Annotated in this window: 11 protein-coding genes and 5 pseudogenes; 9 read left to right on the top strand and 7 right to left on the bottom strand. The window is 53.7% G+C overall.

The window, feature by feature from the left end:
• Positions 1–111: 111 nt before the first annotated feature.
• Entirely contained in the window at positions 112–525 is a 414-nt protein-coding gene (gene rnk / locus B4967_RS15000; protein ID WP_083026096.1) for a nucleoside diphosphate kinase regulator, read from the bottom strand.
• A gap of 248 nt (positions 526–773) precedes the next feature.
• On the opposite strand from rnk, the gene rlmM reads away from it, so the two are divergent.
• On the top strand, positions 774–1,841 hold the full coding sequence (rlmM, locus tag B4967_RS14995) for a 23S rRNA (cytidine(2498)-2'-O)-methyltransferase RlmM (protein WP_083026094.1): 1,068 nt from the start codon (positions 774–776) through the stop codon (positions 1,839–1,841).
• Positions 1,842–1,865: 24 nt separating this feature from the next.
• On the opposite strand, the gene B4967_RS14990 is transcribed toward rlmM, so the two are convergent.
• Positions 1,866–2,153: an antibiotic biosynthesis monooxygenase family protein gene (locus tag B4967_RS14990; RefSeq protein ID WP_044629788.1), complete on the bottom strand. Its 288-nt coding sequence runs from the start codon at positions 2,151–2,153 to the stop codon at positions 1,866–1,868.
• Positions 2,154–2,181: 28 nt separating this feature from the next.
• Between B4967_RS14990 and tusA the strand changes: the two are divergent.
• Positions 2,182–2,434, top strand: a pseudogene (gene tusA / locus B4967_RS14985) (sulfurtransferase TusA).
• Between the two features lie 61 nt (positions 2,435–2,495).
• Here tusA and B4967_RS14980 read toward each other — a convergent pair.
• The 3 genes and pseudogenes from B4967_RS14980 to B4967_RS14970 all read right to left on the bottom strand — a co-directional run bounded on the left by B4967_RS14980 (position 2,496) and on the right by B4967_RS14970 (position 5,730).
• On the bottom strand, positions 2,496–3,200 hold the full coding sequence (locus B4967_RS14980) for a hypothetical protein (RefSeq protein WP_083026093.1): 705 nt from the start codon (positions 3,198–3,200) through the stop codon (positions 2,496–2,498).
• A 112-nt stretch (positions 3,201–3,312) separates the two neighbouring features.
• A pseudogene (locus tag B4967_RS14975) lies at positions 3,313–4,251 on the bottom strand (DUF3080 family protein).
• Between the two features lie 60 nt (positions 4,252–4,311).
• The gene (locus B4967_RS14970) at positions 4,312–5,730 is read right to left on the bottom strand and encodes an MATE family efflux transporter (protein ID WP_083026091.1); all 1,419 of its coding nucleotides are present in this window, start codon (positions 5,728–5,730) and stop codon (positions 4,312–4,314) included.
• A gap of 136 nt (positions 5,731–5,866) precedes the next feature.
• Here B4967_RS14970 and B4967_RS14965 point away from each other — a divergent pair, with 136 nt between their 5' ends.
• On the top strand, positions 5,867–6,448 hold the full coding sequence (locus B4967_RS14965; protein ID WP_083026089.1) for an elongation factor P hydroxylase: 582 nt from the start codon (positions 5,867–5,869) through the stop codon (positions 6,446–6,448).
• On the opposite strand, the gene B4967_RS14960 is transcribed toward B4967_RS14965, so the two are convergent.
• Together B4967_RS14960 and B4967_RS14955 are read right to left on the bottom strand one after the other, a co-directional pair.
• Entirely contained in the window at positions 6,445–6,924 is a 480-nt protein-coding gene (locus B4967_RS14960; RefSeq protein ID WP_083026087.1) for a hypothetical protein, read from the bottom strand. The genes B4967_RS14965 and B4967_RS14960 overlap by 4 nt on opposite strands.
• 13 nt (positions 6,925–6,937) lie before the next feature.
• Positions 6,938–7,807, bottom strand: a complete 870-nt coding sequence (locus B4967_RS14955; protein WP_083026085.1) for a TatD family hydrolase — start codon at positions 7,805–7,807, stop codon at positions 6,938–6,940.
• A gap of 204 nt (positions 7,808–8,011) precedes the next feature.
• Between B4967_RS14955 and B4967_RS21425 the strand changes: the two genes are divergently transcribed.
• The 6 genes and pseudogenes from B4967_RS21425 to bktB all read left to right on the top strand — a co-directional run bounded on the left by B4967_RS21425 (position 8,012) and on the right by bktB (position 13,189).
• Positions 8,012–8,155: a hypothetical protein gene (locus B4967_RS21425; RefSeq protein ID WP_422821860.1), complete on the top strand. Its 144-nt coding sequence runs from the start codon at positions 8,012–8,014 to the stop codon at positions 8,153–8,155.
• A 39-nt stretch (positions 8,156–8,194) separates the two neighbouring features.
• A pseudogene (locus B4967_RS14950) lies at positions 8,195–9,240 on the top strand (ABC transporter substrate-binding protein).
• A 43-nt stretch (positions 9,241–9,283) separates the two neighbouring features.
• Positions 9,284–10,612: an AMP-binding protein gene (locus B4967_RS14945; protein ID WP_340638788.1), complete on the top strand. Its 1,329-nt coding sequence runs from the start codon at positions 9,284–9,286 to the stop codon at positions 10,610–10,612.
• Positions 10,609–10,794 carry an AMP-binding enzyme gene (locus tag B4967_RS21100; RefSeq protein WP_340638787.1) on the top strand — a complete coding sequence of 62 codons (186 nt, stop codon included), beginning with the start codon at positions 10,609–10,611 and terminating at the stop codon, positions 10,792–10,794. The genes B4967_RS14945 and B4967_RS21100 overlap by 4 nt, the downstream gene beginning before the upstream one ends.
• 34 nt (positions 10,795–10,828) lie before the next feature.
• A pseudogene (locus tag B4967_RS14940) lies at positions 10,829–11,970 on the top strand (acyl-CoA dehydrogenase family protein).
• A gap of 35 nt (positions 11,971–12,005) precedes the next feature.
• Positions 12,006–13,189: pseudogene (bktB, locus tag B4967_RS14935) on the top strand (beta-ketothiolase BktB).
• Positions 13,190–13,199 lie beyond the last annotated feature (10 nt).

Below are 13,199 nucleotides of genomic sequence, written 5' to 3'. Positions count from 1 at the left end.
GCCCCGTGCACCGCCTGCTCGGGGCTTTTTGCTGTGGGCGTACTATGCCCGCGGGGTATCAGCAATAAAAAAGCCGCTCGTTAGGAGCGGCTAAGATAGGTTGCTAAACGATTAGCGGTGGTACTGTTTCTCGCGTTCAGGCTGCCAGAGAATGGCGTCTACCCGTAAACGAGTTGTCTGCTGGTTGGGCAGTGGCCAATCGATAGTATCGCCTACCTTTAGGCCTAACAGGCTAGCTCCAATGGGCGCCATAATAGAAATGGCGTCTTGGGTGTTACCCAGAGAGTGCGGGTAAACCAGTGTACGTATCATCTGCTGATTACGCGTGAGATCGGTAAACTGAATTTGGCTATTCATACTCACAACGTTATCAGGGATTTCTTCGGGATCGACGACTTCCCCGCGACTAAGCTCATCTTGCAGTAGCTCAGCCACCATTTGATCCTTTTCAGTCGCTGCATCAATCAGGCGCTGCAGACGGTCTGCATCAAGCCGGTTGATTATGAGGGGAGGTCGCTGCCCCATGATGCTCTCCTTGGCAAACGCAGTAGCAAAAGGCTGGCTGCGTTGTTATACAAATGGTGTTGAATGGCATAAAAAAAGCCCTCTCCATAAAGAAAGGACTATTCAGATAGTGTACGCCACTTCTCAGTAAAAGACGACGCACGCTTAGAGCGAGGCACATAGAAAGTGCTATGATGCATGCCGCAACGCGAGCAAAGCTTTTAAGTACGTTCGTGTCTATTGGTGGCATATTATGTTTGAGGTGAAAGGTGAGTGACACGGTACCCACGTCATGGCTAGTTTACTGTCGGCCGGGCTTTGAAAGCGATGCGTTGGCAGAAATGCAGCACCATGCGAAGCAGCAGGAGATTATCTGCGAGCCTACGCAAGGAGAGGGCTGGGTAAGTTTAACGCGCCATGATGGCGAAGCGATTAATGATTTACACCGTCAGGCAGCCTTTCAACGGCTCATATTTGCAAGGCAAAGTTTAGCAGCGCTGCCCGCGTTGACCCTGTCTCGAGATGATCGGCTTACGGCGATTTTAGATCAGGTCACAGCAAGGCGCTGGAGCTTTGAAGAAATTTGGCACGAAACGCCGGATACTAATGATGGCAAAGCGCTAGCCGGATTAATTAAAGCGCTGACAAAACCGCTTCAGAGTATGTTGAAAAAGCGTGGTGCATTACGGGGTAAGGCGGGTGCTCGCCGCTTGCATATTTTTTGGACAGACGGTGATCGTGTGCAGCTAGGCATGAGCTTTCCCGATAACCGCAGTGAGTTAATTAACGGAATTCGTCGCCTGCGTTTTCCATCCAGAGCACCTAGCCGTTCAACGTTGAAGCTCGAAGAAGCCTGGCACGAGTTTAGCCGCCGGGAAGAGTGGGACGAGCGCCTAGCTACGCATATGCAGGCGGCTGATTTAGGCGCAGCGCCAGGTGGCTGGACATGGCAGCTTGTGCAGCGCGGTATGTATGTCTATGCCATCGATAACGGCCCAATGGACAAACAGCTCATGGCCACCGGGCAGATCGATCACCTACGTGAAGATGGCTTTACCTGGGAGCCGCCCCAGCGTTTGGACTGGCTGGTGTGTGACATCGTCGACAAGCCAGTACGGGTCTTGGCCATGGTTGAGCGCTGGCTGACGCGCAAGTGGTGCCGGGAGGCCATTTTTAACCTCAAGCTGCCGATGAAAAAGCGCTGGGATGAAGTAACTCGCTGTTTGGCAACGCTAGAAGAAGCGTTAGCGACAGCGGGCGTAGGAGCCACTATTCGTTGTCGCCACCTCTACCATGATCGGGAAGAGGTGACGGTATACGTTAGGCTGGCTCACTAACCTGGGCAGGTATCCGCCGCTGGGCTAGTAGCCTGGCTCATAAATGCGGATGGTTTCGTCTTCGGTAAGTAGCGGTAAAATACGCTGCATTGCCATGGCGCGCTCTTCACTGGCGTGCCACTCTTTCCAAGCGCGCAAGTCGCGCCATTTGGTAATCATTAAACGGCGGTCTGTGTGGCCAAGCTCAACCAAGGTTTCACCACCAACGAAGCCTCTAACTCCCAGTGACACACGCATTGCTTCGCGCGCTGCTTGTTCATATTCGTCCTCTAAACCGGGCATAATGCGTCGTTCAATGATGATTTTTATCATAGTGTCTGTTTCCTAACCGAGAGAGTCGATGACTGATAATACCCATGACCACAACGCGTTTGACGCTGAACTAGATACCACCGGGCTATATTGCCCTGAGCCTATTATGCTGATGCATAATAAAGTCCGTGATATGACGGCAGGCCAAGTATTGAAGGTCGTGGCAACCGACCCTGCGACTACGCGCGACGTGCCCAAGTTTTGTCAATTTTTAGGGCCATGAGCTAATCGATAAAAATATCGCAGATGATCAGTACATCTACTTTATCCGCTTGGCATGATCTTGTGGAGCCAAGGCAAGGCACTCACCGACTAATGGTGTAGTGCCTTGCTTGTTAGCAATTATATGTTGTCGCTGCTAGGCACTACCATCATGGCTAATGCCTCAAGCGTTGCGGGATCCTCCTCCAAAATGCGATTGGCAATATGGCGTTGGAAGAAATAGACGGTTTGATGTCGGGAATGCGCGTCGTATAGACACTTGTCGCCCAGCAGAATGGGTGTCATGGTGGCTTTTTGCTCGTCTGCCACCATCGCTTCTATGCTGCCATTACTATATAAGCGCCATCCGTAAACAGGCTTCATATGCCAAGGCGCATTAGGATGGTTCATGCAGAGTGCATGTGTGCCCAAAGTATCAGGAAGCTGCTGAATCAGCGTAATTTCGCTAGAAGCCTCATACTCAAAATAGCTGGCAGCGGCGTTTAGCTCATCGTACTTATGGTCAGGGGGAAGCTCGAAAATTTCGTCGGTTTCAGGGTCTCGGTAGCCGACGAAGAAACCACTTTCATGGCTATCTAATTCATGACACGCCGCCAGCGACTCCATCCAAGGAACAAGCCCCCCAACGTTGCCATCTTCCCTAAGCCCCCAGGCAAGAATGGGCAGGCCGTAGTAGGTGTCGGGACTCGCAGCGAGCTGGTAGACCAGCTCTAAGCCATCTAGCTCTGGTGCTAAACGAACTAAACACTTTCGCGCCTGCTGACGCTGACGCACGGTTTCCAGGTCGATGACCTGGGCAGAGCGAGTTGACAGGGGTGCGCCCATGGTGTCCCTCCTTGTACTGCGTGGTCACGACATTGGCAGACAGTGAACACCGCCTGCCGCTACCTTCACCAATAGCACAGCTTGAGCGCGAGGTTAAGCGTAAACGTCATTTTTAATCAGAAGTGCAGTATTTAAACGAGGCTTTTAACTGCTTATGTGCCTCCCATTCCTTCTGAAACTGCTGCCAAGGAGCCTCCGGGTTGCTCATAGAAAGCCATGCACTTTGATACTCGTTAACCGCTTCAGGAGGAGAGACCGGGTGGATATCAATTAACCGGTTAATGCTGGTAAGCCACTGCTGGGAGTGTTGTGCCAATGTGGTTAGCCACGCAGGTTCATCCACCGACAAGCACGTCTCAGAGCCTGTAGCGCGCTTTAGTAGTTGGTTAGCTTCGCTAAGGCGCTGTTCGGCGAGGAGCAGGGCACGCAACACCTCTGCGGTTAGTGGACGCTCCTGCAGCGTTTTGAGATGCCCTTCAAGGGTCGAGGAGTCTTGTTCCCAAGACTGGCTGAATTGCTGAGCAACCATCTGCTCCAAGTACTCGGTAGCGTCTAGCTGTCCGCTTAAGTCGACTTGTGTTAGAGCGGGCAGTGGGCTACTGGCTCTGGAAAAGCTTTTTACCCACTCTTCGGAATCAAAAATGGCATTCCAACTGACGGCGGGTAACTGCTCGGTTTTTAACTCGGTTAGATGTGCGAGGCGTGCTTTGTCATCTTCACTTTAACTATCTGGCACATCACTATTCCAGCAGGCATCCAGCCGCTGCCAAAGGGTGCGCTCATAAAGCCAGTGCTGGCTGGGTGGCGCAACTCGGCCAAGCTGGTTATTACGAGCGGCAATCAGGGAAGTGATTTGGCACTCACGAAGTGCATAGATGTTGAGCATGCCATCACGGGTTTCAGGCAGCTCAATTAAGCGTTGCTGGCGTTCAGGAAAGGCACCAATGTTACGAGGCTCCATCCGCTCAGGTGGAGGGGCGTTGAGCGCATCCGCCAACTGTTGATGGTAGCTAGACCAAGCTTGATCGGCGCTGTGATCACCGCATGCCATAAGAAATAGGCTAGCCGAAGCGGCTAGCCACTTGCCGTAACGTTGCTTGGGAAGCATGGATTACTCCTGTTGGCTGATCGTTTTTAATCGCCAAGCCAGCAATACAGCAGCTGTGCTGAGACCAGCAATCAGCCCAATCCAGTATCCGTGTACGCCCATTGGGTCAGACACACCTCCCAAACCATAGGTTCCTAACCAGTGGCCACCTCCTAAGCCCACAATCCAATAAGAGAGCACGGTGATAACCATGACGATGCGCGTGTCTTTATAACCGCGTAGTGCCCCTGCCAAATTCACCTGCAATGAATCCGATAGCTGAAAAACAACCGCTAACGTGATAATAGTTAATGCTAGTGCCTGGATCTCAGTATTGGATGTGTAGAGTGAAATCACCGGAGCGGCCGTAAACCATAATAGCGTGCTGTTGATAGCCGCGACGATAATGCTAATCGTAATGCCATTCCAAGCGACTTTGCGTGCCATCGCTAAACGTTGCTGGCCCAGCGTATTACCTACTCGAACGGTCAACGCCATGCTTAACGACATGGGCAGCATAAACAGAATGGTGGTGTAACTGAGGGCGATTTGGTGCGCACCTACAGTGACTTCTCCAAAGCTGGCTATAAACAGCGCGATCAGAGTAAATAGAGTGACTTCAACAAAAATCGCGACGCCGATAGGCACACCCACCACCACAAGTTCACGAATGCCCGCCAATTGTGGCGGCGTAAGCTGCTCCCAAAGTGAAAAGCTGCGGTAGGTGTTTCCGCGCCTTGTATAAAGCGCCATCGCGATTGCCATTGTCCACATCGAAATAGCGGTGGCAATACCGCAGCCAAAAGCCCCCAGCGCCGGTAGCTGTTGCAAGCTATTAGGGATGCCAGCACCCAATAGATTGACTAGGCCATCACCACCGTAAATGAGCAAATAGTTAAAGGGGATGTTAACGGCAAGGCCCACAAGGCTGATCCAGAGAGCAGGGCGAGTATGATTCATGCCATCTGAAAAGGCGCGTAACGCTTGAAAAAGCGCGGTCCCAGGCATTCCAAAAGCAACGGCGCTTAGATAAGCCGCCGACTCCTGTGCAACACCAGGAGGAACGTTCATCAGTTCAAAAATAGGTGTAACGGCGACCCATAATAAACCTGCGGCAATGATGCCTAATGCCAACGCCACCCAAAGGGCTTGATGTACGGCCGGGCGTATATCGTTATTGCGCTGGCCGCCCAGTAAGTGCGCCACGATCGGCGTTAGCCCCATCAGCGTGCCGGTCATAAACAGCATCAGCGGCATCCATAAGCTTGAGCCTACTGATACGGCGGCTAAGTCCGTTGCGTTGTGTCTACCTGTCATCATGACATCGACAACGCTCATGCCCGCCCGGGCTAGCTGAGCGCCGCAAATAGGCAAGGCCAGCGCAACAAGTGTGCGAGTTTCTGGCCAATAGATGGATTTGATATCGCTAGTAAAGCCGCCCAAGGTATGGCTCCCCTTTAGCAAAGAGACCTAAGAAAGGCCGATAGAGTAGCAGGAGTCGCTGCGCTTTGCTGTCTCCTCTTTAGCTGGTTAAGCCGCAGCGGGTATACTGCGCGAAATGCATGGGAAAAGTGGCAATATGGTGATTGAAGAGCAAGAGCGTTGGACCCTGGGCGATATTATGGCGCTGTTTGATGGCGTCTTTGCGGCGCATTGCCAGACGCGTTTGATAAAAGGAGGCGATGAGCCGCTGTATCGTCCGGCAACCGAACAAACACCCTATCATCAGGTCATTTTTGCGCGTGGTTACTTTGCCAGCGCGCTACATGAAATCAGCCATTGGTGTATTGCGGGTAAAGAAAGGCGACTGTTAGAAGATTATGGCTATTGGTACTTGCCCGATGGCCGTAACGCCCAAGAGCAGCAGGCATTCGAAAATGCTGAAATTGCTCCTCAGGCGCTGGAACAGCTATTCACAAAGGCCTGCGGGCGTACCTTTCACGTTAGTGTGGATAACCTAGGGGGCGAAGTAGAGGTAGATCGAGATGCCTTTGCGCAGAGAGTCGCTGCCCGGGCGCAGCGCTATTTAGCAGAAGGGTTGCCGCAACGCGCCAATGCGTTCTACTTAGCCTTGACGCGCTACTATCAGCAGGGCGATACGTTGGAACAGGCAATAGCCGCAGGCAGAGCGCTGCTAGCAGCCACTGAAGTTAGCGCTTAATCTTTTTCATTAAGCTGTTGGTGCAACGTGAGCATCACCTCAACTTCGTGCTCCGGACGCATTGGCTCTAAGCCCAGGTCGTTAAACATCTCGCTACGCAGGCGGTGCCATTCACTAGAGCTGAGCTGATCGTAAAGTACCTCTGCGGGTGCCAGCTCTACAAAGGGGTCCAGGCCGTAGGTATCAAACAAACGCGCCAGCGCGGCCTCATCTTCGCCGTTATCGCTGGTGTATAGCGTGGCAGAGAAGTGGTCGTTCTCTAATTCACGAATCACATCTAGAGGGCTGACGCCTAAGCTCTCTAACTCCTCAATGCTATAAGCACCCATCACATTGCTATCTTCGGTGATCCAGCTGTCGTCCGGCTGGATCAGCGTTTGTTTGATTCGCCCGTCGGGTAACGACCACGCAATAGAGAGCGGCAAGCCATTATCTTCGCCTATTTCAATGGCAATAAATCCAGGATAGTCAGCCACGCAGTTGCTCCTTTTAAGCGTCCGCTTCAATTCGGAAAAAACGCTGGGCGGTGCGAGTGGTCGCCGCGCCAAGCTCGGTATCACTCACGTCATGCCAGCGGGCTATTTCTTTAACAATCCAGGGCAGTAGCGCTGGTTCGTGGCGGCGTCCCTTCAATTTAGCAGGCAAATTGCGGGGCAGTAGGTAAGGGCAGTCGGTTTCCACCATCAGGCGGTCTAGCGGTATATCGCGCACCATGTCGCGCAGGTGATGGCCTCTGCGCTCATCGCATATCCAGCCCGTCAAACCAATGTGCAGATCTAAATCAAGATAGCCATGCAGCGTCTCTTGGTCCGCCGTAAAGCAGTGTATAACCGCCTGGCTAATATCATTTCGCCAACTGCGCAGTATGTCTTGCATCCGCTTGCCAGCATCCCGCTCATGCAAAAACAGCGGCAGGCCGCTTTCTGCTGACAGAGCCAACTGCGCCTCGAACGCATGCTCCTGCTGCTCTGGGGTTGAAAAGTTGCGATTAAAATCTACCCCGCCCCCGCCAACCGCCACGACCTCCGGCATACGGTAAAGCTGCCGCTTTTCTGGGGCGACCGTGTCATTCCCCCCACGGGCATCATGGGGATGAACGCCCGCCGTTGCGTAGACCCCCGTGTACTGCTGCGCCATCTGCACGGCCTGCTTTGCATGGGCGACATCGGTTCCGGTCACGATAAGCGTCGTGACATTGGCCGCTTTGGCCCGCGCCAGCACGTCACCCAGGTCGCGCTGAAAACTTTCATGGGTCAAATTCGCGCCAATATCCACCAAAGGCGTCGAAGAGCGAAATTGCAGTGCTTCGGGTACAAACGTATCGGCCTCAGTGCTTGCCAAACTGTATTCCTCCGCCATGTGTCATTAACGCTATTGTAACGCTGGCGGCCCACAACCACTAATGCTCCTACCGTTCACACACAGTACGAATGGCACGAATTGCAAAAAAACTGGCTTGTTAGGTAAACAGAAGCCGAGTGTTTACTTTTACTATGCAGGTGGTTCATCGCATAAATGCACAGTAAATACTGGCTTAATAACAACAATAGACAGGTATATATCATGCAGCTATCACGTCGCTTCGCAATGACAGCACTATCCGCAGCGGTGCTTACAGCGGTCTACGCGCCTCAAGTAACGGCCAATGAAGGCATCTCTGATAATGAGATTCGGATTGGCTATTTGGCTGATATGTCAGGCGTTTAACGTGACCCCATCGGCCCGCTTGGCGAAGATGCCATTCATATGGCGATAGAAGATGTTGGCGGTAGCGTGCAGGGTGCCAATATCGTTGTCTTTAGTGCCGATGACCGAAATAGTCCCGATGTCGGCTCTAGCGTCGTACGTGAATGGATCGATGAGCGCAACGTCGACATGGTCACAGGCTTGGTGGCGTCATCGGTCACATTAGCGGCAGTAAGTTTGTTGCAAGAGGCCGATAAGCTGGGCCTAGTGAATGGCGCGGTTTCATCCGGTGTTACCAATGAGCACTGCTCGCCTAATCATATCCACTGGGTTTACGACACCTGGGCAATGTCCAATGGTACCGCCAAAGCGATTACGCAAGAGGGCTATAAAAACTGGTACCTACTCAGCGCTGACTACTCTTTTGGGCATGCGCTAGAAGCGGACGTTGAACGTGTAGTGACTGAAAATGGCGGAACCATTGTAGGCCGCGCTCGCCATCCATTCCCCAATAACGATTTCTCATCGTTCATGTTACAAGCGCAAGCCTCTGGCGCGGATGTCATTGCCTTAAACAATGCCGGTGGCGACACCATTAACGCCGTACAAACAGCGGGTGAGTTTGGTATTACGCAGGCCGGTCAGGTGCTGGCAGGTATGGTGCTGTTTAGTACCGATATCCGCAGTATTGGTCTTGAGAATGCGCAAGGGCTTCAGTTTACCAAGGCGCGGTATACGACCTTAACGAAGAGACGCGGGCCTGGGCAGAACGGTTTCGTGAGCGCACAGGCAGCATGCCGACCATGGTTCACGCCGGGATTTATTCCAGCACGCGCCACTATCTAGAGGCCATTGCAGCGGTGGGTACCGACGATACACAGACGGTGCGACAGCAGATGGCCGATACGCCGATTAACGATATTTTTGCCAAAAATGGCTATATCCGTGAAGACGGCCGTATGGTGCATGATATGTATCTCGTCGAAGTGAAAACGCCAGAAGAGTCGGCCGATGCAGACGACCTTTTCCGCGTCGTGCGCACTATCCCAGCAGAGGAAGCGTTCCGGCCGCTGTCTGAAAGTGTCTGCCCACTGGTAACGGGTTAATTCATCGCTGAAGCCTTTTAGACCATAACAACAAGGACTTAGCATGACGCTTACCAACTCAATCCACCGTAATACCATTGGCGCTGCGCTTAACCGCAGCGCTCGCAAATACCCCCAGCAGCTTGCGCTTCGCTTTGCTGACCGTTCATGGAGCTATCAAGCCCTCAACGTGGCCGCTAACCAAGTGGCTAACGCTCTTTTAGAGGCGGGGCTTGTCCCAGGAGACCGACTAGCGGTATATGGAAAAAACTCAGATGCCTATGTGATTGCCTGGCTGGCAGCGGTTAAGGCTGGGCTTGTGCATGTCCCGGTCAACTTTGCCCTGAGCAGTGAAGAGCTTGGCTACATTTTGCAGCAGTCAGGCGCCAAGGGAGTGCTGAGTGATGCCTCACTTGCGGACAAAGTGCGCGAGGCCACTCAGGCAATCACGCTGACGGTGAATGGCACCTTGCATGCTGTGGAGCCTGGCGGCTTCGACGTATTAGCCTGCGTCGGGTCGTCCCACTCAAGTAATGAGCCCGACGTGGCGCTAGAGGGGAGTAGCCTTGCCCAGCTGCTCTACACCTCGGGTACGACCGCCGCGCCCAAGGCCGCGATGATGAGCCATCAGGCGTTAATGGCAGAGTATATGGCGTGCATGGTAGAGCTGGATATTAAAGGCAGTGAGGCGATGTTGGCCGCGTTGCCGCTTTACCACTCGGCACAAATGCACGTGTTTTTGATGCCCGCGTTACTGCTTGGTGCCCCGGTTATTCTCCTGGAAGCGCCAATGCCAGACAGCTGCTTAGCCGCCATTGCTCAGCACCAGATTACCTCATTTTTTGCACCGCCGACGGTATGGATTAGCCTCTTACGCCATCCGCAGTTCGGCCAGCACGACCTCTCTACCCTGAAAAAAGCCTATTACGGTGCCTCTATTATGCCGGTACCGGTACTGGAAGAGATGCAGCAGCGCTTTCCTGGCGTGGGCTTATACAACTGCTACGGCCAGAGCGAAATAGCCCCATTAGCGACTGTTTTACGACCTGAAGAGCATGCGGAGCGCCCGGCATCGGCGGGCCGCCCGATCCTTACGGTAGAAACGCGCATCGTCGATTTAGAAGGGAACGACGTTGCCCCTGGTGAACATGGTGAAATTGTGCATCGCTCGCCGCAGCTAATGGTGGGTTACTGGGATAAGCCCGCGATGACCGCTGAAGCGTTTCAAGGCGGCTGGTTTCACTCAGGAGATGTCGGCTATATCGACGAGGCGGGTTACCTATATATCGTAGATCGTATTAAAGACGCATTAATACCGGCGGTGTGTTGGTGGCTAGCCGAGAGGTGGAAGAGGCACTCTTTAAGCACGCGGCGATTGCTGAGGTCGCCGTGATAGGCCTTCCGGATGAGAAGTGGATTGAAGCGATTACGGCAGTGGTGGTGCTGAAAGAGGGGCAGGAGGCGAGCGAGCAGGAGCTGATTCATCACACCAAAAGCATTGTGGCGCCCTATAAAGTGCCTAAACGGATTGTCTTTACTGACGCGCTCCGAAAAGCACGGCAGGGAAAATTTTAAAGCGCCACCTGCGCCAAGAGTTTAAGGAGTCATGATGGACGAGCAGACACACGCGCTTTTTCACACCATGATTACCCGCTGCTTAGCACAGGAAGTGGCGCCGTTTTACCCGCAGTGGGAAGACGCAGGAGAAATACCGCGCTCTTTATGGAAGGCGCTGGGCGCCGCTGGACTGTTAGGCATTGATCTAGAGGAAGCGTATGGCGGTTCGGGGGCCGATATTCGGTGACTCAACTGGCACTGGAGGAGATGTCTCGCCAAGGTTTTGGTGGCCTTGCCAGTGCCTACAACATTCACGCCAATATCGTCATGCCCTATGTGCAGAACCTGGGGTCGCCTGCACAGAAAGAGACATGGCTGCCGCGTATGGCTCAAGGTGAGTGCTTAGGAGCGATTGCCATGAGCGAACCCCACGCAGGCAGTGATTTAGCGGCGATGAAAACCCGAGCCACGCGTATAGACGATGGTTGGCTGCTCAACGGTAGCAAACTGTTCATCACCAATGGTCAGGTAGCCGACCTGGTTATCGTGTGCGCGAAAACAGACCCCTACGCTGGCGCAAAAGGGGTCTCACTGTTTTTGGTGGACACCGCGTTGCCCGGATTTTCTCGTGGTAAGCCGATCAAAAAAATTGGCCAGCACGCTAGTGATACGGCGGAGCTGGCCTTTGATCAACTGAAACTGCCTGCTAATGCGCTATTAGGTGAAGAGGGCGAAGGGTTTAGCTACCTCATGCAAGAGCTGCCCCGGGAGCGTTTGGGCGTGGGTGCCCAAGCTTTGGGGGCGATAGAAGGTGCGCTAGCGCTAACGCTTGAGTACGTCACCCAGCGGGAAGCCTTTGGCCAGCGAATCGCCGACTTTCAAAATACCCGCTTTACGCTGGCGCAGATTAAAGCCCAGCTTGAAATGGCAAGAGCCTATTTTGAACAGTGCGTCGAACGGTACCGACAAGGCACCATGAGTAGCACCGATGCGGCTATTCTCAAGTTACAGCTGAGCGAACTGCAGTGCCATGCGATTGATCGCTGCTTGCAGCTGTTTGGTGGCTACGGCTACACCCAGGAGTACCCCATTTCACGCTTTTATCTGGATGCACGGGTTCAAACGATTTACGCCGGCAGCTCCGAGATCATGAAAGAGGTGATCGCGCGTTCGCTGCTGGGCAAGGCCCCGTGATGCAAGGGGCTGAGTATTGTTAACAAGGAGCATGTATGCAGCTGGATAGCGTAGTCATTGTGGGCGGTGCGCGCGCCGCCATCGGCGCTTTTGGTGGGGCGCTGTCATCCTTTGCCCCGCATGAGCTTGGTACCCTTACGGCCATAGAAGCGCTGCGCCGAGCAGGGGTGGAAGGCAATGACATTGATCACTCTGTGTACGGTCATATTATTACCACCGGCCCGAAAGAGCCTATTTGGCCCGCCATATTGCGCTCAATGCAGGCGTCCCAAAAGAAGCCGGTGCCTTTAATGTCAATCGCCTATGCGGCTCCGGTGTGCAAGCGGTGGTGTCAGCTGCGCAGCAAATTGCCTTAGGCGACAGCCGACTTGCTTTAGCAGGCGGTGCCGAAACCATGTCCCGTGGTGCCTATGTGTTAGCCCCCCAGGCGCGTAATGGCATCCGTATGGGGGATTGCTCCATTCAAGATTTAACCCTCGGCGTGCTTAGCGACCCGTTCGGCAGTGGCCATATGGGGATTACCGCTGAAAATATTGCTCAGCAGTACGGGCTGAGTCGTGAGCAGTTGGATCAGTTCGCGCTTGATAGCCATCAAAAAGCAGCGCGGGCTATATCAGAAGGGCATTTTGATACTCAAATCGTTCCAGTTGAGGTGACGAAAGGGAAGCAAACGCTGACCTTTGCCCGTGATGAGCATGTCCGTGAGGGCGTTGAACTTGGTGATTTAGCGCGTCTAAAACCTGCGTTCAAACGCGATGGCGTGGTCACGGCTGGCAACGCCTCGGGTATTAATGATGGCGCGGCAACGCTGGTCTTGGCTCATGCTGAAGAGGCTCAGGCGCGGGGGCTGACGGTACGTGCTCGGCTGCGGGTGGCCACCACGGCGGGGGTCGAACCATCGCTAATGGGTTTGGGGCCTATTCCAGCAGTCAAGCGCTGCCTTCAGCAGGCAGGGCTTACGATCAACGATATCGATGTGATTGAATCCAATGAAGCGTTTGCGGCCCAAGCGATGGCGGTGGCATCGACGCTTGGTTTTCCATTGGAAAAGTTAAATCCCAATGGCGGGGCGGTTGCCCTTGGCCATCCCGTGGGGGCGACAGGCGCTATCTTAATCTTGAAAGCGCTGCATGAGCTGGAGCGCATTCAGGGGCGCTATGGGCTCATTACGCTCTGCATTGGCGGTGGGCAAGGTATCGCGCTATTGATCGAGCGCTAAGCCGCCCCGG

It is taken from the genome of Vreelandella lionensis, assembly GCF_002087295.1.
Taxonomy (GTDB): Bacteria; Pseudomonadota; Gammaproteobacteria; order Pseudomonadales; family Halomonadaceae; genus Vreelandella; species Vreelandella lionensis.
Note: the sequence above shows the minus strand (reverse complement) of the source record. Positions and strands in the feature narration are given on the sequence as shown.